The sequence below is a fragment of the Paenibacillus sp. RC334 genome (genome assembly GCF_030034735.1).
In the GTDB taxonomy this organism is placed as follows: Bacteria; Bacillota; Bacilli; order Paenibacillales; family Paenibacillaceae; genus Paenibacillus; species Paenibacillus terrae_A.
On the sequence record NZ_CP125370.1, the window covers coordinates 5,054,159 to 5,079,743 of the forward strand.

The 25,585-nt window shown below is 47.7% G+C and carries 23 protein-coding genes, 1 tRNA gene and 2 rRNA genes; all 26 read right to left on the reverse strand.

Annotated elements, in window-relative coordinates; translation table 11 throughout:
• Nucleotides 1-63: 63 nt before the first annotated feature.
• Nucleotides 64-756 carry a 50S ribosomal protein L1 gene (gene rplA, locus QMK20_RS23265; RefSeq protein WP_014278322.1) on the reverse strand — a complete coding sequence of 231 codons (693 nt, stop codon included), beginning with the start codon at nucleotides 754-756 and terminating at the stop codon, nucleotides 64-66.
• A gap of 88 nt (nucleotides 757-844) precedes the next feature.
• Entirely contained in the window at nucleotides 845-1,270 is a 426-nt protein-coding gene (rplK, locus tag QMK20_RS23270) for a 50S ribosomal protein L11 (RefSeq protein ID WP_014278323.1), read from the reverse strand.
• A 73-nt stretch (nucleotides 1,271-1,343) separates the two neighbouring features.
• Nucleotides 1,344-1,877, reverse strand: a complete 534-nt coding sequence (nusG, locus tag QMK20_RS23275; protein WP_014278324.1) for a transcription termination/antitermination protein NusG — start codon at nucleotides 1,875-1,877, stop codon at nucleotides 1,344-1,346.
• Between the two features lie 22 nt (nucleotides 1,878-1,899).
• Complete coding sequence (gene secE / locus QMK20_RS23280; RefSeq protein ID WP_044647199.1) at nucleotides 1,900-2,091, reverse strand: preprotein translocase subunit SecE; 192 nt, start codon at nucleotides 2,089-2,091, stop codon at nucleotides 1,900-1,902.
• A 20-nt stretch (nucleotides 2,092-2,111) separates the two neighbouring features.
• Nucleotides 2,112-2,261, reverse strand: coding sequence for a 50S ribosomal protein L33 (gene rpmG / locus QMK20_RS23285; protein ID WP_023990562.1), 150 nt, complete (start codon nucleotides 2,259-2,261; stop codon nucleotides 2,112-2,114).
• Nucleotides 2,262-2,594: 333 nt separating this feature from the next.
• Entirely contained in the window at nucleotides 2,595-3,239 is a 645-nt protein-coding gene (sigH, locus tag QMK20_RS23290; protein ID WP_014278325.1) for an RNA polymerase sporulation sigma factor SigH, read from the reverse strand.
• A 177-nt stretch (nucleotides 3,240-3,416) separates the two neighbouring features.
• Nucleotides 3,417-3,938 carry an NYN domain-containing protein gene (locus QMK20_RS23295; RefSeq protein WP_044647198.1) on the reverse strand — a complete coding sequence of 174 codons (522 nt, stop codon included), beginning with the start codon at nucleotides 3,936-3,938 and terminating at the stop codon, nucleotides 3,417-3,419.
• Nucleotides 3,939-3,942: 4 nt separating this feature from the next.
• Complete coding sequence (gene rlmB / locus QMK20_RS23300) at nucleotides 3,943-4,689, reverse strand: 23S rRNA (guanosine(2251)-2'-O)-methyltransferase RlmB (RefSeq protein WP_283653468.1); 747 nt, start codon at nucleotides 4,687-4,689, stop codon at nucleotides 3,943-3,945.
• A 58-nt stretch (nucleotides 4,690-4,747) separates the two neighbouring features.
• A complete protein-coding gene (locus QMK20_RS23305) occupies nucleotides 4,748-5,206 on the reverse strand; it encodes a Mini-ribonuclease 3 (RefSeq protein WP_014278328.1) in 459 nt (152 codons plus the stop codon).
• A complete protein-coding gene (cysS, locus tag QMK20_RS23310; protein ID WP_283653469.1) occupies nucleotides 5,203-6,606 on the reverse strand; it encodes a cysteine--tRNA ligase in 1,404 nt (467 codons plus the stop codon). The genes QMK20_RS23305 and cysS overlap by 4 nt, the downstream gene beginning before the upstream one ends.
• A 24-nt stretch (nucleotides 6,607-6,630) precedes the next feature.
• Nucleotides 6,631-7,311, reverse strand: coding sequence for a serine O-acetyltransferase (cysE, locus tag QMK20_RS23315; protein ID WP_283653470.1), 681 nt, complete (start codon nucleotides 7,309-7,311; stop codon nucleotides 6,631-6,633).
• 491 nt (nucleotides 7,312-7,802) lie between these two features.
• Entirely contained in the window at nucleotides 7,803-9,263 is a 1,461-nt protein-coding gene (gene gltX, locus QMK20_RS23320) for a glutamate--tRNA ligase (protein ID WP_283653471.1), read from the reverse strand.
• Between the two features lie 24 nt (nucleotides 9,264-9,287).
• Nucleotides 9,288-9,779, reverse strand: coding sequence for a 2-C-methyl-D-erythritol 2,4-cyclodiphosphate synthase (gene ispF, locus QMK20_RS23325; protein WP_283653472.1), 492 nt, complete (start codon nucleotides 9,777-9,779; stop codon nucleotides 9,288-9,290).
• Complete coding sequence (gene ispD, locus QMK20_RS23330; protein ID WP_283653473.1) at nucleotides 9,776-10,474, reverse strand: 2-C-methyl-D-erythritol 4-phosphate cytidylyltransferase; 699 nt, start codon at nucleotides 10,472-10,474, stop codon at nucleotides 9,776-9,778. The genes ispF and ispD overlap by 4 nt, the downstream gene beginning before the upstream one ends.
• Before the next feature lie 70 nt (nucleotides 10,475-10,544).
• Nucleotides 10,545-11,630, reverse strand: a complete 1,086-nt coding sequence (locus QMK20_RS23335; protein ID WP_283653474.1) for a PIN/TRAM domain-containing protein — start codon at nucleotides 11,628-11,630, stop codon at nucleotides 10,545-10,547.
• Between the two features lie 192 nt (nucleotides 11,631-11,822).
• Nucleotides 11,823-12,569: a CDP-diacylglycerol--serine O-phosphatidyltransferase gene (gene pssA, locus QMK20_RS23340; protein ID WP_044647190.1), complete on the reverse strand. Its 747-nt coding sequence runs from the start codon at nucleotides 12,567-12,569 to the stop codon at nucleotides 11,823-11,825.
• A 54-nt stretch (nucleotides 12,570-12,623) separates the two neighbouring features.
• Nucleotides 12,624-13,700, reverse strand: a complete 1,077-nt coding sequence (disA, locus tag QMK20_RS23345; protein ID WP_134912280.1) for a DNA integrity scanning diadenylate cyclase DisA — start codon at nucleotides 13,698-13,700, stop codon at nucleotides 12,624-12,626.
• 12 nt (nucleotides 13,701-13,712) lie between these two features.
• Complete coding sequence (radA, locus tag QMK20_RS23350; RefSeq protein ID WP_134912279.1) at nucleotides 13,713-15,086, reverse strand: DNA repair protein RadA; 1,374 nt, start codon at nucleotides 15,084-15,086, stop codon at nucleotides 13,713-13,715.
• Between the two features lie 301 nt (nucleotides 15,087-15,387).
• Complete coding sequence (gene clpC, locus QMK20_RS23355; RefSeq protein WP_044647187.1) at nucleotides 15,388-17,832, reverse strand: ATP-dependent protease ATP-binding subunit ClpC; 2,445 nt, start codon at nucleotides 17,830-17,832, stop codon at nucleotides 15,388-15,390.
• A gap of 44 nt (nucleotides 17,833-17,876) precedes the next feature.
• Nucleotides 17,877-18,941 carry a protein-arginine kinase McsB gene (mcsB, locus tag QMK20_RS23360; protein ID WP_283653475.1) on the reverse strand — a complete coding sequence of 355 codons (1,065 nt, stop codon included), beginning with the start codon at nucleotides 18,939-18,941 and terminating at the stop codon, nucleotides 17,877-17,879.
• Nucleotides 18,942-18,970: 29 nt separating this feature from the next.
• Entirely contained in the window at nucleotides 18,971-19,495 is a 525-nt protein-coding gene (gene mcsA / locus QMK20_RS23365) for a protein-arginine kinase activator protein McsA (protein ID WP_044647185.1), read from the reverse strand.
• 69 nt (nucleotides 19,496-19,564) lie between these two features.
• Nucleotides 19,565-20,029, reverse strand: a complete 465-nt coding sequence (locus tag QMK20_RS23370) for a CtsR family transcriptional regulator (RefSeq protein ID WP_283653476.1) — start codon at nucleotides 20,027-20,029, stop codon at nucleotides 19,565-19,567.
• Nucleotides 20,030-20,598: 569 nt separating this feature from the next.
• Nucleotides 20,599-21,786, reverse strand: a complete 1,188-nt coding sequence (locus QMK20_RS23375; protein WP_283653477.1) for a GNAT family N-acetyltransferase — start codon at nucleotides 21,784-21,786, stop codon at nucleotides 20,599-20,601.
• Between the two features lie 161 nt (nucleotides 21,787-21,947).
• A 5S ribosomal RNA gene (rrf, locus tag QMK20_RS23380) occupies nucleotides 21,948-22,064 on the reverse strand.
• 154 nt (nucleotides 22,065-22,218) lie between these two features.
• Nucleotides 22,219-25,147: ribosomal RNA gene (locus QMK20_RS23385) — 23S ribosomal RNA — on the reverse strand.
• 265 nt (nucleotides 25,148-25,412) lie between these two features.
• Nucleotides 25,413-25,488, reverse strand: a tRNA-Ala gene (locus tag QMK20_RS23390).
• Between the last annotated feature and the right edge of the window lie 97 nt (nucleotides 25,489-25,585).

Sequence of the window (25,585 nt, forward strand, 5' to 3'; positions counted from 1 at the left end):
CAGTCACACGGACTTACAACTTTTACAGAATAACAAAATCAATTGAACGTGTCAATCAAAATATTATTTGTAAACAGATGCGTTCACACGAGCACTTGGTCCCATAGTCGAAGAAATAGCGATGTTTTTCAGGTATACACCTTTAGCAGCCGCTGGCTTCGCACGGTTCAAGGCTTCGATCAAAGCTTTAAGATTCTCGTTCAGTTGTTCAGCACTGAAGGAAGCTTTGCCGATTGGCGCATGAATTTGACCTGCTTTGTCGAGACGGTATTCGATTTTACCGGCTTTAATTTCTTGAACAGCCTTGGCAACGTCGAAAGTAACTGTGCCTGCTTTAGGGTTTGGCATTAAGCCTTTACCACCGAGCAAACGACCCAGTTTACCAACCTCACTCATCATATCAGGTGTCGCAACGCAGACGTCGAATTCGAACCAGCCTTGTTGAATTTTGTTGATCATATCTTGATCGCCAACAAAATCAGCGCCAGCCGCTTCGGCTTCTTTCACTTTGTCACCTTTTGCAAATACCAGAACACGTTGTGTTTTACCCGTACCATGCGGCAGGACAACAACACCACGAACAGCCTGGTCTTGTTTACGGGAATCTACGCCCAGACGGACTGCTGCTTCAACAGTTTCGTCAAATTTAGCAGTTGCGCCTTTTTTCACCAATTCAACGGCTTCCAAAGGCTCATAAGTCGCTTCGCTGTCGATCAGCTTAGCGGCTTCCAAGTACTTCTTACCATGTTTAGCCATAATCTTTTCCTCCTTATGTGGTATTAGCGGATATTCCTCCCACACTTGCCGGACAGTCAAACTGCCGGCACACGAAGACTAATAAAAATTAGTCTACGATGGTGATACCCATGCTGCGAGCAGTACCTTCAACCATACGCATTGCCGATTCTACGGAAGCTGCGTTAAGGTCAGGCATTTTTTGCTCAGCAATTTGACGAACGGTAGCGCGATTTACAGTTGCAACTTTCGTTTTGTTCGGTTCACCGGAACCTTTTTCGATTTTAGCAGCAACTTTCAACAGCACAGCAGCCGGTGGAGTTTTGGTGATGAACGTAAAAGAACGATCTTCAAACACCGAAATTTCAACCGGGATGATCAGGCCTGCTTGATCAGCAGTACGAGCATTGAACTCTTTACAGAATGCCATGATGTTGACACCTGCTTGACCCAAAGCTGGACCTACTGGAGGCGCTGGATTAGCTTTACCTGCAGGGATCTGCAGTTTTACCATTTTGATTACCTTTTTTGCCACGGATGACACCTCCTTGACTCAATAGTGGTAGACGGACCTAATGATCCTCCCACAAGAAACCTGTAAGAAAAATCTATATTTTCTCCACCTGAGTATAATCCAACTCAAGCGGGGTTTCCCGTCCAAACATGTTGACGTGAACCTTAAGCTTGCTCTTCTCAACCAAAATTTCTTCCACGGAGCCCACAAAATTCGCAAAAGGACCAACTTTAATTCGCACGGATTCCTTAACATCGAATTCGATCTTCGGTTTCGGCTCTACCATGCCCATATGCTTCAGAATCTGTTCAACTTCTTCTGGAAGCAAAGCTGTCGGTTTGGAACCCGAGCCTGTTGATCCTACAAATCCCGTAACACCTGGTGTGTTGCGCACAACATACCAAGAGTCGTCAGTTTGAACCATTTCGACCAAGACATAACCAGGGTAAACTTTACGCATAACGGTCTTTTTCTTACCGTCCTTGGTTACCAGTTCTTCTTCCATTGGAACAAGAACGCGGAAAATCTTGTCCTCCATGCCCATGGACTCAACGCGTTTCTCCAAATTGGCTTTGACTTTGTTCTCATACCCTGAATAGGTATGAACGACGTACCATCTTTTTTCCATATCAAGCCACCTGGAACCCTTCCTAGATAATCGCTTCGATCGCAGCGGAAATGCCGATATCGAGAACCCAAAAATAAATCGTGACAAACGCAATCGTCCCAATGACAATCAGCGTATAGTTGGTCAGTTCTTTACGATTGGGCCAGCGAACCTTCTTGAGTTCAGCCCAGCTTTCAGAGAAAAAGGAAAACAGAGACTTGAAACTGCGTTTCACGCCGACTACACCTCCAAAAACTATCTAGTTTCCCGATGAGAAGTCTGTTCGTTACAGGACTTACAGAATTTCTTCATCTCCATGCGGTCGGGGTGATTACGCTTGTTTTTCGTCGTTGTGTAATTTCTTTGTTTGCATGTTGTACAAGCCAAAGTAATAATTACCCGCATGATGTGCACCTCCCGAAGACATCCAACACCGGAAGTCTCATAATTGATCCTAAAAAAAACCGCGAATTTAGGCCTACCTAAAACACTTTATCACACGCGGTTTTGCATGTCAACGAATGTTTGCATACATTTCGCAGTCCCGGCTGTGGTGCATTTTAACATCTGTTCATCCTTTAAAAGTCATCTCTGAAAAACCTCTCCAAGATCCATGCGATATCTATTATTTGTCTTTTTCAGTATAAATCATTCTTAACACATATAAACCTGCATATCCTGCCCTTAACGAATAAAAAAAGACTCAGACTCGAGCCTTTTCCCTGCCAGCCTCTACTTTCAGCTATCCCTTACTTCCAAATACTTTTCAAGTTTGCGCTTGACCCGTTGCAGCGCATTATCAATAGATTTCACGTGGCGGTCAAGGTCCTCGGCAATTTCCTGATATGAACGTCCGTCCAGATACAGCATAAGTACCTTCCGTTCCAGCTCGCTCAGAATCTCGGACATCTTGTCCTCAAGGCCCACAAACTCTTCCTGATTGATAATCAGCTCTTCAGGATCACTTACCTGTGTTCCGCAAATCACGTCCAGTAACGTTCGATCCGACTCTTCATCATAAATGGGCTTGTCCAGAGATACGTAGGAATTCAGAGGAATGTGCTTTTGTCGTGTAGCTGTCTTGATTGCCGTAATAATCTGTCTTGTAATGCACAGCTCGGCAAAGCCCTTGAACGAAGCAAACTTGTCTCCCTTAAAATCACGAATAGATTTGTAGAGACCAATCATGCCCTCCTGAATAATATCCTCGCGATCAGCGCCGATCAGGAAGTAGGATCTGGCCTTGGCCCGCACGAAGTTCCGATATTTATTAATCAGAAACTCCAGTGCCTCCCCATCACCTTCATGGACTGCTCCGACAATGTCTTCATCATTTTTGTAATCAAACTTTGACAACATGATATCCTTGAGGTCCACACTCACTAACAATCCCTCCGGCTGCAACGCAAGATACCCGTTACTCTCTCAAATATACGACAAGTATACGCGATGTAACCTAATACCGTCAACCACAACAGCCTAAAAAAGAAGAGCGCTAACAAAATTGTCAATGGTTTCAAAATGGGGAAGTGTCCAATTAATGGATTTTCTTTCTCTGGGCTATTCTCTTCTCCAGCGCTCAAACAGCTTTCGAATTTCCGGGCTCAGCTTGGCATCCAGCGAATTGCGGGACAACTTAGCGCTATCCTGCTCTATCCGCTTTTTCACTTCCTTTTCAGATTCCTCAATCTCGATCAGAAGCTCACGCGCCGACACCCTGAGCGCTCCTTGCCCAAAAGCGACATGTTGTTCCACCTGATCACTTGTTGCCACATAAATGCTTCTTCTCCGGCTGCTTAACTCCCGAACCAATCGCTCGATGCACTCGTCAGCGGTCTCTTTTTCTTTGGTAAAATAAATCTGTACTTTACTCTGGGAATACGTTTTACCCAATCCTGGCACCCGGTAAGCATCAAAAACGACGATGACTCTTCTGCCGGAATACGCCTGATGATCCGCGAGTCGTTCAAGCAGTCTGTCCCTCGCTTCCTGCATACCAGATTGTACCAGTGCGGAAAGTTCGGGCCAGGCTCCAATCATATTGTAACCGTCCACAAGCAGAACATCCCGCGTGTCAGCCATATCATTAGTCCCGTGCCTGTCGGCCGCGCAACACTTCGTACATCACGACACCTGCGGCTACAGAAGCATTCAGGGAATTGATTTGCCCAGCCATCGGCAGCTTAACGAGTACGTCACATTTCTCGCGGATCAAACGGCCCATCCCTTTATTTTCGTTACCAATGACGATAGCAACTGGCCCTGTGAATACACCATTTCCAAAAACCGGGTCCGTAGCTGTCACATCTGTGCCAACTACCCATACACCTTCCTCTTTGAGACGGTCGATGGTTTGCCCCAAATTGTTTACACGCGCCACCGGAACATACTCAACCGCCCCCGCTGATGTTTTGGACACCGTTACAGTTACTGCCGCTGAACGTCTTTTCGGCACGATTACGCCATGTGCCCCTGTGCAGTCCGCTGTCCGAAGGATAGACCCCAGATTATGTGGATCTTCAATCTCATCCAATAGGATCAAAAACGGCTCTTCTCCCTTACTACGTGCAGTTGCAAGCAGTTCTTCCACTTCAGCGTAGGCAAAAGGTGCAGCCTGTGCAACCACTCCCTGATGCTGTATTCCCGGAACCATTTGATCAAGCTTTCGCTTATCCACCTGTAAAACAATGATCCCCGCTTTTTTAGCCTCAGCCGTAATGGGCAATGTCAGATGCTTTTGTGCATTATCCGCAATCCATATTTTATTTATCGTTCTGCCTGAGCGAAGCGCCTCCGTTACCGAATGCTTACCGGCAATCCATTCTTCTTCCATATCTAGCTTCCTCCCGGAAAACGGCGGATGTTTGGCGCATTTGATCCGACGTTCCCAATTAAGATTTTTCTGTATTTTCCATTTGTGCAATACCATACGTAATCAATTCTCTCATTCTGTCCAAACGTCCGTCACAATAAAGAAAGCCAAACAATCCCTCCAGCGCAGTAGCATGACGATACTCAAGTACATCCGCATTTTTGGGCAGGCTTCCTGACTTGGCATTTCTGCCTTGTCTGACAATATCACGTTCTTCCTCCGTCAGCACCGTCTCCAGCAGCACGAGCATACGGCTCTGCGCCTTGGCAGAGACCAGCCCTGTGGCCCGCCGATGTAAATGGTTCGGACGCAGATTGGGCTGCGCCAGCAAATATTGCCGCACCGCGACCTCATACACAGCATCGCCAATGTAAGCCAGTGCAATCGGCGGCATCAGGCGGGCTGGCTTGGACGCAGGATACGGGAACCAGTTTCCCGCACCTTCCGAAGCCCCCGTGTTCAATGGCTTATCACTCATTTTCGCCGCCACCGCATACCCTGCGCTGTATCCTCAAGCACGATTCCTTTGACAGCGAGCAGATCGCGAATTTCATCGGCTCTGCCCCAGTTCTTGGTTTTACGAGCTTCGACACGTTCTGCAATTAATTGCTCAATTTCATCATCCAGCAGTTCTTCTTTTGGTTCCGAATATATGCGAAGTACATTATTCATCGAATGAAAGGTATGCAGCACCGCCTGCAATTCTGCCTGATTGACAACGTCACGCTGCAACAAATGGTTGGCTTCGCTAACCCATTCAAATACAGCAGTAATCGCATCAGGCGTATTGAAATCATCATCCATTTTTTCGACAAACTGCTGCAAAATTCCGTCAAGCTTCGTTTGCAGCTCGGCCGATACTTCTTCATTACCTTTCAACGCATTAGCTAAACGATGCTGCACGTTGGCCACTGCATTGGCAATCCGTTCGACACTGTTCTCCGCCTGACTCATCGTCTCATGATTGTAGTTTAACGGATTCCGGTAATGCGTCGACAGCATAAAATAACGTAAAGCCTCGGGCTTGTGACGAACACGCAGATCTTTAACCAAAATACCATTACCGAGTGATTTCGACATTTTTTCATTATCAATGCGAATATATCCGTTATGCATCCAGTAACGCGCCAATGGCTTACCCGTAATCACCTCCGATTGTGCGCATTCGCATTCATGATGTGGGAATTGCAAATCCTGTCCGCCCCCGTGAATATCCAGCGTATCTCCCAGATAGTGGCGGGCCATGGCAGAGCATTCGATATGCCAGCCCGGGCGGCCGTCGCCCCAAGGACTTGACCAATAAATTTCTCCTGGCTTGGCAGCCTTCCAGAGAACAAAATCCTCGGCATTTTCCTTACGTTCATCCACATTAATGCGAATCCCGAACTGAAGCTCCTCCAGATTCTGACCCGACAACTGACCGTAGCATTTGAATTTTTTCGTCCTATAGAACACATCGCCATCATTCTCATAGGCATATCCTTTATCTACCAGTTCCTTGATAAAATCAATAATCAGATCCATACTCTCAGTTACACGCGGATTCATACTGGCGGCAGGAACATTCAATCCTGTCAGATCCTCATGGTAGGCTGCAATAAATTTCTCGGCAACTGCCGGAACATCCATATCAAGTTCCCGAGCTTTGCGGATCAGCTTATCATCGACATCCGTAAAATTCACCACATAATTCACATCATAGCCCAGATACTCCAGGTAGCTGCGCACCACGTCAAACACAATTACAGGTCGTGCATTACCAATATGAATGTAATCATACACAGTAGGTCCGCATACATACATTTTAACCTTTCCAGGCTCCAGTGGAACAAAAGGCTCTCGGCTCCTCGACATTGTATTATAAATTTGAAGCGGCATCGTTGTATTCCTCCCTCATGAAAATTATCCTTGTAATTTATTCTCTTGAGTCACCTGATGTTTCTGAGCAGATCGCTCATCCTTCAAATCAGACAATTCTGCACGTAATCGTTCTATTTCCAATTGAAGCTCCCGCATAGAATCCACAACCGGATCAGGCAGTTGGTGACTAAGTCGGTCTGGACGTCTGCCATCTTGTCTGACCACTCGCCCCGGGATCCCCACCACCGTACTGTTTGGCGGAACCTCTTTAAGTACAACCGAGTTGGAGCCAATGTTGGACTGCGCCCCAATTGTAAAAGAGCCCAATATCTTTGCGCCGGAGCCTATAACAACATTATTCCCAATGGTGGGATGGCGCTTCCCCTTCTCTTTCCCCGTCCCTCCAAGAGTGACCCCCTGGTATAACACAACATCGTCGCCGATCTCACAGGTTTCGCCGATGACCACTCCCATGCCATGGTCAATGAACAGCCGATCTCCAATACGAGCGCCGGGATGGATTTCAATCCCTGTCATAAACCGCGATACCTGAGATATAATACGGGCTAGAGTACACCACTTTCGCAGATAAAACCAATGTGCGATTCGGTGTGCCCAAAGGGCATGAACGCCGGAATACGTAAAAATAACCTCCAGCTTACTCCGGGCGGCCGGATCATTATCCAAAACAGTTTGAATGTCGGATTTGATATGTCTGAACATGTCGCCCTCCTATTTCCCCCATTTCCTTGCCGCATCTTCACACAACTCCATGTTTCGCCAATTTTCGCATTCGTCAGCACACTTCGACATTTTTCACCTTTAACGAGCTTGAGTCTGATAAAAATGAAAAAGCGCCTCCGCAGCCTAAGCTGCAGAGACGCATGAACGTGGTCCCACTCTGCTTCAGGCAAACCTGCTGCATATAAGCAGAGAAGCCCGTCTTTGGCGTCCGGTAACGAGAACGATTCGGCACACCCTTGCCATATCAGCAGTCGACGCTGACGCTAATTAGGGTTCGGGCGCACGGCTCCCAGGTGCATTTCCTCCGCAGGTCATCTGGACGGCTTCCAGCCCCGGGGTTCCCCTCGGCCGTCCTCTCTGGCAAATGCCCTTATGCAGTGTACTTCTCCTGTTCTCAGCCTTTACACGTAAATATCAATCCGTATCAATGGAGTCATTATAGCGAAAAGACAACAAATTGACAAGAAATATCAGCCTTTAATTTGTGCCCTGAGACGGTCCAGTACCTTGTCACGTCCGAGCAAAAAGATCGTTTCATTCAAATCTCGTCCATGAGTTTGACCTGTAAGGGCCACACGAATCGGCATAAACAACTGTTTCCCTTTAAAGCCGGTTTCCTTTTGAACTTCCTTGATCAGCTTGGCCATTTGTGGAGCCGCAAATTCCTCACTCGCTTCCACCTTGCCAGCAAAGGCTTTAAGCACCTCAGGAACCTGCTCTTCAGCCAGCACAGCCGCAGCTTCCGTATCAAGCTCCAGATGCGAACGGAAAAACAACTCAGACAAAGCCACAATGTCGGACGCAGAGTTCATTTGTTCCTGATACAAGCGAACAAGAGCCTTGGCCCAGTCCTGCTGCTCCGCAGATAATTCATTCGGTAACAGCCCCGCTGCTTGCAAATGAGGAATCGCCATACCAGCAATCCGCTCAGGATCGGCTTTTTTAATATAATGATTGTTCAGGTAAGCCAGCTTGTTGGTATCAAAGACAGCCGGACTTTTGGACAAACGGTTGGGATCGAAAATCGAAATCAATTGTTCCCGGTCATAAATTTCTTCTTCGCCTTCCGGGGACCAACCCAGCAGCGCAATAAAATTGAATATAGCTTCTGGTAAGTAGCCTAATTTGTCGTACTGCTCCATAAACTGAATAATGGACTCGTTGCGTTTGCTAAGCTTTTTGTGATCATCGCCCACGATCAGTGTCATATGACCAAAGATTGGAGGCTCCCAGCCAAGCGCTTCAAAGATCATCAATTGTCGCGGTGTATTGGAGACATGATCCTCGCCTCGCAGCACATGCGATATTTTCATCAAATGATCGTCCACCGCCACTGCAAAGTTATATGTCGGAATACCATCTTTTTTGACGATAACAAAATCGCCGCTTTCCTTCGAATTGAACGTGATTTGGCCTTTGACCATATCATTAAACGTATATTCGCGATCTTCTGGTACGCGGAAACGGATACTTGGTACACGACCCTCCGCTTCGAATGCCTGACACTGTTCCTCCGTCAGATCACGGTGTTTCCCGGAGTAGCGTGGTGTCTCCCCACGTTCCGTCTGTTCTTCACGTTCGCGTTCCAGTTCTTCTTCGGTACAGTAGCAGCGGTAAGCCAAGCCACGATCCAGCAGATCCTGCCAATAGGTTTTGTATATATCCAAACGTTCAGTCTGACGGTAAGGTCCATACTCGCCTCCGACATCCACGCTTTCATCCCAATCCATACCCAACCATTTCAGATATTTAAGCTGGCTTTCTTCCCCGCCTGCAATGTTGCGTTTCACATCTGTATCTTCAATACGAATAATAAACTTGCCACCTTGGTTCCGAGCATACAAATAATTAAATAATGCCGTTCTGGCATTTCCAATATGCAGATGCCCTGTTGGGCTTGGGGCATAACGTACACGAACTTCCGTGCTCATAAAATCTCCTCCAAATCTAAGTTCTCAAGATGATAGCATACCCTTTACAAGACAGACAACCGATTGAGCCGCGATTCCTTCACCCCGCCCGGCAAAGCCAAGCTGCTCCGTCGTAGTTGCCTTAACGTTTACTTGGGAAGGATCTTCTGCTTCCAACGCACGAGCGATAACTTCATTCATCTTCGGGATGTAAGATGCCATTTTGGGCTTTTGCGCAATAATCGTAGAATCAATATTCCCCAAGCGGTATCCCCGCTCTTTGGCCAAACTCCATACATGCTCCAGCAGCTTGAGACTGTCGGCATCCTTGAATTCCAGATCGTTATCCGGAAAGTGCTTCCCAATGTCACCCAGACCGAGCGCGCCCAGAATGGCGTCGCTAACCGCATGCAGCAGCACGTCAGCATCGGAATGACCCAGCAATCCCTTTTCATAAGGAATATTCACGCCCCCGATAATGCACGGCCTTCCTTCCACCAGCTGGTGAACGTCAAACCCTTGTCCCACTCTGATCATCTGATATCCTCTCCCTCTGTCTTTACCCATAACTCCGCCATATCCAAGTCCTCAGGCGTGGTAATTTTGATATTTTTGTAGCTGCCCTGAACGACAGTGACCGGAATACCTAATCGCTCCACCAGCATCGAATCGTCTGTCCCCAAAAATCCTGCCTGCTCCGCTTCCTCGTAAGCCAGCAGCAGATCGGAAAGACGAAAAGTCTGTGGCGTTTGAATGCTCCACAGACTTCGGCGATCCGGCGTTGCCGTAATGACACCATCCCCGTTCACTTGCTTAACTGTATCCTTTACAGGTACTGCCGCTACAGAAGCACCGGTACGCTGGGCTGTCTCCAGACATGAACGTATAAGCTCAGGCTGAATGAGCGGGCGTACACCATCATGCACCATCACCCAATCTGCTTGCAGGTGGCTCAGACCGCGATATACCGAATGCTGACGTTCACTGCCTCCAGCCACCACCTGTACGTCCTTGCCGATTCGGTATTGACTAATCCACTCTTGACAGCGCTCGACATCTTCTGCCCCCGTCACCATCACCATTTCATCCACTTCGGGCATGGCTGCGAATATCTCAAGTGTATGTATGAAGATGGGCTTGTCCCGCAAAAGCAAAAATTGCTTGCTTTCCGGCGTTCCCATACGGGAGCCGCGCCCAGCCGCCACAATGACGACTCCTACCCGATTGTTCATTGAAATGACTCCTGCCTTGATCGCACTTGGACGATCCGTATGATTACACATCTACTTCATCATACCGCGTTTATTGAGCTTTTTCCAATAATTTCGGTTTGGCAAAAATCATACGGCCCGCAGAGGTCTGAAGTACGCTTGTAACCAGCACCTCCATCAGCGAACCGATGTAGTCACGTCCGCCTTCCACAACGATCATCGTACCATCATCCAGATAGGCCACACCTTGCCCATGCTCCTTGCCGTCTTTGATAATCTGCACCATAATTTCCTCACCGGGCAGCACTACAGGCTTCACTGCATTTGCCAGGTCATTAATATTCAGCACCGATACACCTTGAAGCTCACACACCTTATTCAGGTTAAAATCGTTCGTTACCACCTTACCCTGTAGCACCTTTGCCAGCTTGACCAATTTGCTGTCGACCTCTGAAATCTCCTCAAAATCGCCTTCGTAAATCAATACATTTACATCCAACTCTTTTTGAATCTTGTTCAAAATATCCAGACCTCGCCGCCCGCGGTTACGCTTGAGTAAATCCGACGAATCTGCAATATGCTGAAGCTCCTCCAGCACAAATTCGGGAATAACAATCGTTCCTTCGATAAAACCAGTCTTGCAAATATCCGCAATACGTCCGTCTATAATAACACTGGTGTCCAAAATTTTATGTTCCTCCAGCTTGCGTTCTTCCACACCCGTACCTCGACCAAAAAAACCCGAACTCCAAAATGAGGACAGCTCGTCCCGCTTTTCCAGTCCGACCATCACTCCCACATATCCGCATACGATGGTAACGGCCGTTTGAATCAGTTGACCTGGTGCCCCTAGCCATGACAAGAGCGGGTAAACCGCTAAGGAAAGGATCAAGCCCACCGCTAATCCAATCGCACCTGCCATCATCTCGTTCATCGGAATCCGTACCAAACCTTCGATCCCCTGTTGTAACCGATTAGCCACAGCTGTTCCGGCGAGCGAGCATCCAGCCATAAACAACACAGCTCCCGCAATCATCCAAACAGCCATTCCCGGTAAAGAACCATCACTCAGCCAATGGGGCAACCATGATACGATACCTCCTACCCGATGGTATAACGTATAGCCGAACCACGCTCCGCACAAACCTGTAAAAGTTAAAATAGCCTTTCTCCACATCGAGTCTCTATACCTCCTTTGTTTTCTGTTCGTACACCCTGTATTTATTGGATATACATCACTTTCCTTACCAGTATGATCCAATTTTCACTCAACTAACCCTATGTATTTGATTTTTTATGCATAAAAAAAACATCTATCTCCCTAAAGTGATCCAAGGAAATAAATGCTTAATTGTTTTCTCGCTTAATACTAATGCTGTGAATGACGATATTGATCATCCTGTTCTTCCTGAGTGGAACGTCCTCGACCGCGTCCACGTCTACGTGACAGCTTACGGATATTGAGTTTCATGCCATACAATGCATACAGCACCAACGGCACGAAAATCAGCTTCGATAATTGATCCGGGAATTTAACCGCCAGTACAACGGCAGCAATTACAACCCATGGAGCGATCCAGATCGCTTTCTTCGGAAGGCCCACCTTTTTTAAGTTCGGATATTTCATCGAGCTGACCATCAAATAAGAGACAAGCAGCATCGCAATCGACATGTATAACAGAGAAATATCGTTATGGAATAAGGACAAAGTGGCTAACACACCACCTGCTGCCGGAATCGGCAAGCCTGTAAAATAACCCGGTACACCAGGACGTACATTAAAACGAGCCAAACGTAACGCTCCGCACATCGGAAAAATAGCCGTAACCGTCCAGGCCAAAGCCGAATTAGCATCATGAAAAGCAACCATGTACATAATAACTGCGGGAGCTACACCAAAAGATATCATATCTGATAAGGAGTCCAGTTCTTTACCGAATTCGCTCTGGGCATTTAGCGCCCGGGCCATTCGTCCATCCAGTCCGTCCAACAACATGGCGACAATAACCATAATAGCGGCAAGACTGTATTTTCCGTCTACGGCCAATAAAATGGCGATCATTCCGAGAAACAAGTTACCTAAGGTACACATGTTCGGAATTGATTTGGTAATCATCTCTTCACCTCAATGTATGAATTGTTCCATTATAATCCTTTCACTGTATTACATTTACATTTGCCTGTCAATGAAAACTTGTTCCTGCAATCGTTTGAGTCCCTCTTTAATGGTACGCGCACGGACTTCTCCAATGCCATCTACTTCATCCAGTTCTTCAATCGTCGCTGTCATAACATGCGGAAAACGTCCAAACCGCTCCACCAGATTGTGAATGATCACATTCGGTAGACGTGGTATCTTGTTCAGCACCCGATAACCGCGCGCCACGATATATTCTTCTGATGTCGCAGCCGAAGACGGGTATCCCAGCAAACGCACAATATGATTTGCATCCAGCAGCTCATCGTCCGTGGAACGCTTGAGGCCCAATATAATGCCACGAATTTTCTCATCGCTATCGTCTTTGGCATAATCCTTATACAGTAGCCAAGCCTCTTCCTCGATATTACTGACAAGCTCATCCATCTGCATGCTAATTAAACGGCCCTCATTCCCAAGCTCGTTAATAAATCGTTTGATTTCCATTTTGATGCGCAGCACCATTTCGATCCGTTGGATAACATTTACCACTTCGGGCATGGTCACTAATTCTTCAAATTCGGATGCCGTCAAATTCGTCGAGGCTTGCCCCAACACGGATCTATACTTTTCCAGCGTCTGAATGGCCTGATTGGCTTTGGTTAAAATAACTCCGATTTCCTTGAGCGCATATCTCAGCGTTCCCTGATACAATGTAATAATATTGCGCCGCTGCGAAATAGATACGACTAACTTGCCAGTTTGCTTGGCGACCCGCTCCGCTGTCCGGTGACGAATACCCGTTTCAATCGATGAGATAGAAGAATCAGGAATCAATTGCGTATTTGCGTATAAAATCCGTTTCAAATCCTCACTCAGTATGATGGCACCGTCCATCTTAGCCAGTTCATACAAATAGTTCGGTGAAAAATCACAGTTAATCGAGAAGCCGCCATCCACGACCTCCATTACCTCCGGGCTATAGCCAACGACCAGAAGAGCGCCCGTTTTGGCGCGCAACACGTTTTCCAGTCCGTCGCGAAAGGGAGTTCCCGGTGCCACAAGCCGCAGCAAATCATTCATTTTATCCAGTTGGCTCGCTTCTTTCATTCTCATTGCCCCCTAATCTAATGCGGCTGCCAATGCATCTGCCACCGTTCCTACTCCTACAATTTGTATCCCTTTCGGATGCGTCCAGCCCTTCAGGCTCTTCTCTGGCATAATCACCCGTTTAAAACCTAGCTTCTCCGCTTCCCGCACACGCTGCTCCGCTCTGGATACAGCACGCACCTCACCCGTCAGCCCCACCTCGCCAAAAATCACATCGTATGGCTTGGTAGGCGCATCTCGAAAACTGGAAGCAATACTCACCGCTATTGCCAGGTCCACCGCTGGTTCATCCAGCTTTACGCCCCCGGCCACATTTAGATACGCATCCTGATTTTGCAAAAACATGCCCATCCGCTTTTCCAACACGGCTATAATCAATCCCATTCGATGATGGTCAACCCCTGTACCCATTCGGCGTGGAGAAGGAAAATGCGTGGTCGCAATCAGCGCCTGCAGCTCAACCAATACAGGTCGTGTTCCTTCCATACTGGCGACAACAGTCGAACCAGCCACCCCCAGCGGTCGTTCGGACAAAAACAGCTCGGAAGGATTCGACACCTCACGCAAGCCGCTTTCAGCCATTTCAAAAATACCAATTTCATTCGTAGAGCCAAAACGATTCTTAACCGCACGCAACAGCCGATACGTATGATGGCGCTCTCCTTCAAAATAAAGCACACAATCGACCATATGCTCCAACAGACGCGGGCCTGCAATGGCCCCTTCCTTGGTTACATGTCCTACCAGCACCGTTGCAATTCCTAATCCCTTGGCAATCCGCATAAAACGTGAAGTACATTCCCGTACCTGTGCTACACTCCCCGGCGCACTCGTCACCTCAGGCAAATATACAGTCTGGATAGAGTCAATCACCAGAAACTCCGGTTTCAAGCTGTCTACCGCTTCTTCAATCGTCTCCAAATTCGTCTCACATAATACGTATAAATTGGGGGACAGGGCACCGAGACGGTCTGCACGCAGCTTCGTCTGACGGACCGATTCCTCACCTGACACGTACAGCACCTTTAAACCGGTTAAAGCCAGCTCATTCGATGTCTGTAGCATAAGCGTAGATTTTCCAATCCCCGGATCACCGCCCACCAGAACGAGTGAACCTGGCACCACGCCTCCCCCGAGCACGCGATTCAATTCGCCTATTCCCGTCAAAATTCGTGCTTCTTTGCCGCTCTCCACTTCGATAATAGGGAGCGGTTTATCTTTTGTGCTATGAGTAAGAAGGGAAGAACCCATTCCTTGAGTTTTAACAACGCTTTCCGTTTCCTCCACCATGGAATTCCATGCCTGGCATCCGGGACATTTTCCATACCATTTGGGCGATTCATAACCGCACTCCGTACAGGAAAATTTAGTTTTCACTTTAGCCATACTTTGTTCCTTGGCTCCTTATATGACAACGATCAATGTCGGATTTATCTTCACACAGCCGGAAAGAGCTGTAACAATAAAAGTTTACCATTGAAGCTTGGCGGACGTAAAGCGATATCACAAACTTTTCCAAAGCTCTTATCCGACCGCTCCACAGTGCTTTATACACAAAAAGGGCGCCCTCGCCACAGCTTTTCAGCCTGCGAGACACCCTTTCTGACCACTTTTATTGTGCTAATCTATCGTACCTCTGTCCTTTTTGGGCAAAAGCCGATGATTATCGTTAACTTTTATTGCCTGCTCAGGACTTCGCGGATACGTTATCCTTTTTTGTAACGGTCAACGCACCGTTCTCTTCATCAATAAAGAGAGAATCACCTTTAGTGATATTACCCGACAGCAACTCCTCAGACAGACGGTCCTCGATATGCTTCTGGATCGCACGACGCAATGGACGCGCACCATACGCCGGATCAAAGCCTTCCTTCGCAAGGAATGCCTTAGCCTTGTCTGTCAACTCAAAGTCCACCTCGTACTCATTCAGACGCTTACGCAGCTCTTCGGACATAAGGGACACGATTTCGGCAATGTGTTTTTCTTCGAGAGAATGGAAAACGATAATTTCATCAATCCGGTTCAAGAACTCGGGACGGAAGCTTTTCTTCAGTTCATCCATCACTTTGCCCTTCATGTTATCATAATCCGCTCCAGCGTCCACAACAGCTGTAAAGCCGAGCGTGGAGTTACGTTTGATCGCCTGTGCACCCACATTGGATGTCAGGATGATGAGTGTGTTGCGGAAATCGACAACACGGCCTTTGGAATCCGTCAGACGTCCATCTTCCAGCACTTGCAGAAGAATGTTGAACACTTCTGGATGTGCTTTTTCAATCTCATCCAGCAGTACGACGGAGTAAGGTTTACGACGCACCTTCTCAGTCAATTGACCGCCTTCTTCATATCCAACATATCCTGGAGGCGCTCCTACCAGACGGGACGTGGAATGTTTCTCCATGTATTCGGACATATCGATTCGGATAACCGCATTTTCATCTCCGAACATGGATTCAGCCAACGCGCGTGCCAGCTCAGTTTTACCAACCCCGGTTGGACCGAGGAAAATAAAGGAGCCGATTGGACGTTTCGGATCTTTCAGTCCGGCACGTGCCCGGCGAATAGCCCGGCTAACTGCCTTAACTGCTTCATCCTGCCCAATTACCCGCTCATGCAGCAATTCTTCCATATTCAACAAGCGATGCGTTTCTTCCTCTTTCAGCTTGCTAACCGGAACACCTGTCCAAATCGCAACGACCTGAGCAATATCCTCCGGTGTTACTTCGGAATCTGTACGTCCCTGTTGCTCTTTCCATTGGTTTTTCGTAACATCCAGCTCTTCACGAATTTTCTGCTCTGTATCACGCAATGCAGCCGCCTTTTCGAACTCTTGGCTTTGTACAGCCGAATCCTTTTCCTTACGAATATCTTCCAGACGGTTTTCCAGCTGTTTCAGGTTTGGCGGTACTGTATAGGAATTCAGCCTTACCTTGGAACCTGCTTCATCAATAAGGTCAATTGCTTTATCCGGCAGGAAGCGGTCGGTGATATAACGATCTGACAATTTTACTGCCGCTTCAATGGCTTCATCCGTAATTTTCACACGGTGATGCGCTTCATAACGGTCACGCAGGCCGTACAGAATTTGAACAGCTTCTTCTGGAGAAGGCTGATCTACCGTAATCGGCTGGAAGCGACGTTCCAAAGCAGCGTCCTTTTCAATATATTTGCGGTATTCGTCCAGCGTTGTCGCACCGATGCATTGCAGCTCGCCACGTGCCAGAGCAGGCTTTAAAATGTTGGAGGCATCAATGGCACCTTCAGCTCCACCAGCACCAATCAGCGTATGCAGCTCATCAATGAACAATACGATGTTTCCTGCTTGACGAATCTCGTCCATAATCTTTTTCAAACGATCCTCAAATTCACCACGATATTTGGTGCCTGCTACCACAGAGCCCATATCGAGTGTCATTACGCGCTTGTCGCGCAACGTTTCGGGAATCTCATTGGCAATAATTTTTTGCGCCAATCCTTCGGCAATTGCTGTTTTACCTACCCCTGGCTCACCGATCAGAACCGGATTGTTCTTTGTACGGCGGCTGAGCACCTGAATTACACGTTCAATTTCCTTACTGCGCCCAATGACAGGGTCCAGGTTGTTTTCCTTCGCAGATGCCGTCAAATCACGTGCCAAGCTGTCCAGCGTTGGTGTGCTGACATTAGCTGGAGCACCATGATGGCTGGAAACAGCCTCACTGCTGCCGAGCAATTGAAGCACTTGCTGACGTGCTTTATTCAGGCTGATACCTAGGTTATTCAGTACACGGGCTGCTACACCTTCGCCTTCACGGATAAGACCGAGCAAAATATGCTCCGTACCTACATAGGTATGGCCCAACTTACGAGCTTCATCCATAGACAGCTCGATGACCTTTTTGGCGCGTGGAGTATAGGCAATGTTCGTCGGTTGTTCTTGACCGCGTCCAATCAGCGTTTCCACTTCATCCTGAATTTTTTCCAGTCCCAGCCCTAAACCAATCAAGGCTTTCGCTGCAATTCCTTCACCTTCACGAATAAGGCCGAGCAAAATGTGCTCCGTGCCAATGTTGTTGTGTCCCAATCGAACAGCTTCTTCCTGAGCCAAGGCAAGCACTTTTTGTGCGCGTTCCGTAAATCTTCCAAACATCATATATCCTGCACCTCCACAGTGTGTATTCCAGATCATTCTATATATTAAAGGGTTGTGCCTAATTTTTGCCGGATCAGCTTCGCCCGGTACATATCGCGCTCACCGGTGTTCATTTTATCACCAAAGCTTTTTTGCAGAAATCCGGGTTGCGTCATCACATTCAGCTCATTCATCGCTGCTGTGGATGGACGCTCCAAAATCCCCAAGTCCACGCCAAGACGTACATCAGACAACCGCTGTGCGGCCTCCTTGGATTCCAGTACCGCTGCATATGACAAAATACCGAATGAACGCATCACCCGATCTGTAATCCGCAGCATGGACTCATTCATCAGTCGTTCCCTGGCGGAACGTTCATGCTCTATAATTTGCAGCACAACGCCATGCAGATTTTCGATAATTTCCGCTTCGGTCTGTCCCAGTGTAATCTGATTGGATACCTGAAACAGATTGCCGACCGCTTCGCTTCCTTCACCATAAATACCGCGAACGGTAAGACCTACCTGTGAAACAGCGGACAAAATTCGATTAATCTGATGAGTCATGACCAATGCGGGCAGATGCATCATCACCGAAGCTCTCATCCCTGTGCCAACATTCGTCGGACAACTGGTCAGAAAGCCTCTACGATCATCAAATGCATAATCGACATGCGCCTCAAATGCATCATCAATAACCGTAGCACGTTCCCAAGCTTCTCTAACCTGACATCCCGGATATAAGCACTGGATACGCAGATGATCCTCTTCGTTTATCATAACACTAACCGATTCATCATCGCTAATCAAAACAGCACCGTTACGAGATTCGTTCGCCAAATTAGGGCTAATCAAATGCTTCTCAACCAGTACCTGCTTATCGATCTCATCCAACTCGGATATTTTCAGGGTATGAAAGGTACCAAAGCGGCCTAAATCATCATACTGAAGGATATCCGTCAAACGTTGAAGTGCTTCTTCCGACTGCTGGTTGGTAGCAAGCATGGGAAAAGGCAGATGCTGCAAGTTACGCGCAATTCTCACCCGGCTGCTAATGACAATCTCCGAATCCGCAGCTTCACCACGCATCCAATCACTTAGCGGCTTTTCCGTAAACCGGATATTGGGCATTACGCATCCCCTCCTACTCTTCACAAACTTTACTCTTCGGTCATTTCTTTTTCAAGCTTTCTGATTTGATCCCTAAGCTCAGCGGCTGATTCGAATTCTTCCTGTACAATATGCTGTTGCATCTCTTTTTTCAGATCATCAATTTGCCGTTTAACCTTCAATCGGCCTCCGGTGCGAACCGGAACCTTGCCCACATGGCTCGTACTGCCATGCACACGCTTGAACAAAGGGTCTAGACGGCTGTCAAAATATTGATAGCACGACGGACACCCAAAGCGCCCCAGCTTACTGAACTGTGCATAAGTCATGCCGCAATCCTTGCATTGCAGATTTTGCGGACCGCTATGGCCTGGCGACTGGCTCTTTGTGCTGGATTCAAAATCCAGCATACCCGACAACAAGCTATGAATTGAAAAGCCGTTAGGTGTACCAGGGATCATCTCCCCTTTTTCCTTCGCACACGTCTCACAAATATGAAACTCTGTCTTTTCGCCATTCACAATTTTGGTGAAATGCAAAGTTGCCGGCCGTTTATTACATTCTTGGCACAGCATAAAAGCACCTCCTTCAGCGTCAGGATTTTTGCAAATCCCTACTCCAAACCGTTAATCTTGAATCACACGCTATCTGGCCACCAGCAACGAAATCAGCATAGCCTTAAGCAGCCTTGCCCGTAGCTGGTCACGATAAGGAAGCTTCAGCAATAATGTGTCCCTTGATAAAGCAGCCTTCATTAAACCAGCTTCCCTTTTGCTTAAAAAAAGTGCTTCTTCCAGCTGATAAATCAGCCCTTCCGCTGCCGATTGGCTAATTTCCTCTCCAATGCTTTGATGGAGATGTGTATGAATCGCATGCTGTGCAGGCAGTTGAATTCGCTGAATGCGAATGTAACCCCCACCACCGCGTTTGCTTTCCACCACATAGCCTTTTTCCAGCGTAAAACGGGTACTGATTACATAATTAATTTGCGACGGCACGCAGGAAAAGCGGTCAGCCAAATCATTGCGCTGAATTTCCACTAAACCTTTGGGACTTTCCAGCAATATGCTCTTCAAATATTGTTCAATAATATCGGAAACATTGCGCATTTCATCATCCTCCACTAACGGAAACGCAAATATTCAGTACATTTCACGCTCCACAGAGTCCGCCGTATATTGAACTTAACCGAACGGTAAAGTCATGAATCTAAGCCAGTATCGAGGCTAATTAGCCCCCCCTACCTCACTTAGAAACATCCCGTTTAGTTTCTAGTGTGACCTTTATTCGTAATAAATCATACACCTTCCCTCATGCTCATGAGATTACAGTGACGTTTATCTACAGATCAGGTCTGTCTTTTCATGCTGTGTTGGTGTCAATGTATTATATACGGCTAAAAACTCAGCGTATTCACACCATTCTAATGAAGCACTATAGACTCGATTGACTTTGACTTTCTTTGACTATATTCACATTATAGCACAAAATATATTTTTGCCAAGGGGTCAATATCATTTTTCGCAATCTAATTATGTTTTATACAATATAAGAAAAACTCTTCCCTTTACGGAAAGAGTTCTGAAAAATGTCGTTAAAATCATCCACACCTCATGCAAGGTATTTAAGCCAGACTCCCTAAAGAATGAAGACTCAAGAGCATTTAAGAGCATTATAATTAGAAAAAATCCAGCAAAAATGTTTGTTTTATCGGTATTACACGTTCTAATACAGACACAGACTCACCTCGCCCTGTAATACGACTCCACTTATACAGATCATCAGGCCGCTGATAGCCAAGCATCAGGGTGGTCAGCGACTGGATTCCCACGCTCAAGTCAGCTTCTACACCGTCCTCGGAAGAACTGCTTGGATCCACTCTGTCCAAATGTCCTTGCCCTTCCGCGTTGACCATCAATATCCATATACCTTCATTCCATGGAGCATAATGATCTGTCAGATGTAAGGTCAAACGTGTTTCCTCTCCAATTGCCTCAAAAGGATATTTCTCCACAAAAGCAGCTGCATCTACAATACGGCCCATAAAATAAGGCACTGTTTCCTGCTGAATTCGCGGATCTTCTAGCAGAAATGGCAGATTGTCATCAGCCGGAATGTAAATGAATTTACCCTGGGTTATCATCGAATCATGATTTGCAAAATACGTCCACAACGCCCGCCGTGCCGTCTCATTAAGATATACCAGTTCGTCGCAATTCAGCTGCTTATCTTCAATTTTGTAGAGTGCATATCCCTGAGGATCGCCTGCTTCAGAGTAATACACTGCGGTCCGGTAGTTCTTATTTAATGTCCGCTCTTGCCACCATTCCTTATCTCGTACCAGCGTACCATTATAACGCGAAGCATATGCTTGATACACTTGGTCCAGCTCAGAAATATCTTTGACATCCCGTTTGACCGTACCTTCGGTTTTAAGCTTGGCAGGGAATTTATCGATCGGAATAATATACTTTTTGTATTCTATATACGTTTCCCATCCAAATTTACGATAGAAGGCAAAAGAGAAAGGATGTAGAAAAGAAAGGCTCTGTCCCGCGACCTTCATCTCTTCAAGCACATGCGTTAAAAGGCGTGAAACCAGACCACCGCGTCGCTTTTCCGGCCATGTTGCCACACCAGCAATACCCCCCATGTCAAAAACCTGACCTTGTATGTATACCTGTAACGGTAGCAAAGTCAGCTTTGCATTCAAGTCATTTCCGTCGAAAATCCCCCAAGTTTGTTCTGGTTTGAATTTCTTTTTGGATTTCTCCAGATCCTCCGGGGACATTGTAAACTGAAAAGCATATTGAGACAACTCAATAGCAGCTTCAAATTCCTCACGTTGTAATTGTCTGATTTCCATAAGTTCGTCACCTCGCTCGTATACTTGGACTTCCGCAAAAAGATCACACCCTTAGAGTGTCGCAAAGCCTTCGTTCTCTGTCAACCTCAGGAACAGATGTTATAGCAAAAACACAAAAAAATAACCACAATCTCAAAGAGATCATGGTTATTTTTACTTTTGCTTGGCGACGTCCTACTCTCCCAGGACCCTGCGGTCCAAGTACCATCGGCGCTGGAGGGCTTAACGGTCGTGTTCGGGATGGGTACGTGTGGAACCCCTCCGCTATCGCCACCAAACATGAATTTGTAAAACAAATTCTTCCGTACAAGTATTCGGTTCATCACTAATCGTGTGAATGAATAGCCCTGCGCTTGTCGTATGTATCTTCTACATACCTTCAAGGTGTTACACCCTGAAAACTGGATCCGAAACTCCATTGCGTCCTATACTTAGGATAAGCCCTCGACCGATTAGTATTGGTCAGCTCCATGCATTACTGCACTTCCACCCCCAACCTATCTACCTCGTCGTCTTCAAGGGGTCTTACTAATTGGGAAATCTCATCTTGAGGGGGGCTTCACGCTTAGATGCTTTCAGCGCTTATCCCTTCCGTACATAGCTACCCAGCGGTGCTCCTGGCGGAACAACTGGTACACCAGCGGTACGTCCATCCCGGTCCTCTCGTACTAAGGACAGCTCCTCTCAAATTTCCTACGCCCACGACAGATAGGGACCGAACTGTCTCACGACGTTCTGAACCCAGCTCGCGTACCGCTTTAATGGGCGAACAGCCCAACCCTTGGGACCTACTTCAGCCCCAGGATGCGATGAGCCGACATCGAGGTGCCAAACCTCCCCGTCGATGTGGACTCTTGGGGGAGATAAGCCTGTTATCCCCAGGGTAGCTTTTATCCGTTGAGCGATGGCCCTTCCATGCGGTACCACCGGATCACTAAGCCCGACTTTCGTCCCTGCTCGACTTGTAGGTCTCGCAGTCAAGCTCCCTTCTGCCTTTGCACTCTTCGAATGATTTCCAACCATTCTGAGGGAACCTTGGGGCGCCTCCGTTACTCTTTAGGAGGCGACCGCCCCAGTCAAACTGCCCACCTGACACTGTCCTCGTACCGGGTCACGGTACCAAGTTAGAACCTAGATACGATCAGGGTGGTATCCCAAGGATGCCTCCTCTCAAGCTGGCGCTCAAGTCTCTTAGGCTCCCACCTATCCTGTACAGATCGTACCCAAATTCAATATCAAGCTGCAGTAAAGCTCCATGGGGTCTTTCCGTCTTGTCGCGGGTAACCTGCATCTTCACAGGTATTAAAATTTCACCGGATCTCTCGTTGAGACAGCGCCCAAGTCGTTACGCCATTCGTGCGGGTCAGAATTTACCTGACAAGGAATTTCGCTACCTTAGGACCGTTATAGTTACGGCCGCCGTTTACTGGGGCTTCGGTTCATAGCTTCGCCCTAAAAGGACTTACCACTCCCCTTAACCTTCCAGCACCGGGCAGGCGTCAGCCCGTATACTTCGCCTTGCGGCTTCGCACAGACCTGTGTTTTTGCTAAACAGTCGCTTGGGCCTTTTCACTGCGGCCCCCTCGGGCTATTCACCCTACCGAGGCACCCCTTCTCCCGAAGTTACGGGGTCATTTTGCCGAGTTCCTTAACGAGAGTTCTTCCGCGCGCCTTAGAATTCTCTTCTCGCCTACCTGTGTCGGTTTGCGGTACGGGCACCTTCTCCTGGCTAGAGGCTTTTCTTGGCAGTCTGAGATCATGACCTTCGCTACTATAATTTTCGCTCCCCATCACAGCCCAGCCTTACGATGTGCGGATTTGCCTACACACCAGCCTCACTGCTTAGACGGACATCCATCAGTCCGCGTCACTACCCTACTGCGTCACCCCATTGCTCATAACGGATTACGGTGGTACAGGAATTTCGACCTGTTGTCCTTCGACTACGCCTATCGGCCTCGCCTTAGGTCCCGACTTACCCTGAGCGGACGAACCTTCCTCAGGAACCCTTAGGCTTTCGGCGGATCTGATTCTCACAGATCTTTTCGTTACTCATACCGGCATTCTCACTTGAATGCAGTCCAGCGCTCCTTACGGTACACCTTCAACCCGCATTCAACGCTCCCCTACCCCTGATACCTAAATATCAAGCCATAGCTTCGGTGGCGTGTTTAGCCCCGTTACATTTTCGGCGCAGAGTCACTCGACCAGTGAGCTATTACGCACTCTTTCAATGGTGGCTGCTTCTAAGCCAACATCCTGGTTGTCTGTGCAACTCCACATCCTTTCCCACTTAACACACACTTGGGGACCTTAGCTGATGGTCTGGGCTGTTTCCCTTTCGACAATGGATCTTAGCACTCACTGTCTGACTCCCGGAACCAAGTCTATGGCATTCGGAGTTTGACTGAGCTTGGTAACCCTTGCGGGCCCCGCACCCAATCAGTGCTCTACCTCCACGACTCTTATTCCGAGGCTAGCCCTAAAGCTATTTCGGGGAGAACCAGCTATCTCCGGGTTCGATTGGAATTTCTCCGCTACCCCCACCTCATCCCCGCATTTTTCAACATGCGTGGGTTCGGGCCTCCAGTGCGTGTTACCGCACCTTCACCCTGGACAGGGGTAGATCACCCGGTTTCGGGTCTACGTCCACGTACTAACTCGCCCTATTCAGACTCGCTTTCGCTGCGGCTTCAGCTCTTCACCTTAACCTTGCACGGGAACGTAACTCGCCGGTTCATTCTACAAAAGGCACGCCATCACCCATAGATCGGGCTCTGACTTCTTGTAAGCACACGGTTTCAGGATCTATTTCACTCCCCTTCCGGGGTGCTTTTCACCTTTCCCTCACGGTACTGCTTCACTATCGGTCGCCAGGGAGTATTTAGCCTTGGCAGATGGTCCTGCCGGATTCATACGGGGTTTCACGTGCCCCGCACTACTCGGGATCCGTCTCGGAGGGAACAAGTTTTGAACTACAGGGCTTTTACCTTCTCTGGCGGGTCTTTCCAGACCTCTTCATCTAACCGGTTCCTTTGTAACTCCATGTGAGACGTCCCACAACCCCAAGGAGCAAGCTCCTTGGTTTGGGCTAATCCGCGTTCGCTCGCCGCTACTGACGGAATCACTATTGTTTTCTCTTCCTCAGGGTACTTAGATGTTTCAGTTCCCCTGGTATGCCTCTGTTCTGCCTATGTATTCAGCAGAAAGTGACTGTCGATGAAGACAGCCGGGTTTCCCCATTCGGACATCCCCGGATCAAAGCTTGCTTACAGCTCCCCGAGGCTTTATCGTTGTTCGCCACGTCCTTCGTCGGCTCCTGGCGCCTAGGCATCCTCCGTGTGCTCTTTGTAGCTTAACCTAGACTTTTCTTTCACAGAAAGAAAATATCGATGTTCGATAAAGAATGATGTTTACCAAAGGCAAAATATCTTTCCTTACCTGCTACCTTTATTTCACTTGTTTACACAAGATCAGCGTAAAGGAATATTCTAAAACGCAATTTCGTTTCGGTATCCAGTTTTCAAGGTGCAATACAGTTTCTTCGAAACTGTAACCTGTGTGATTATCGCTCAAACTCCGAAGAGTTGATGATCATCATGCAGTTTTTTTGATGAAGTTGTAATTGGTGGAGCCAAGCGGGATCGAACCGCTGACCTCCTGCTTGCAAGGCAGGCGCTCTCCCAGCTGAGCTATGGCCCCTCACAAGTTCCATCAAAACTGAACAAATGGAATGATGATAGAATTTATTTTCATTCACACAAATGTGTAGAACCAATAACAAATTCCAGTCGCAAAT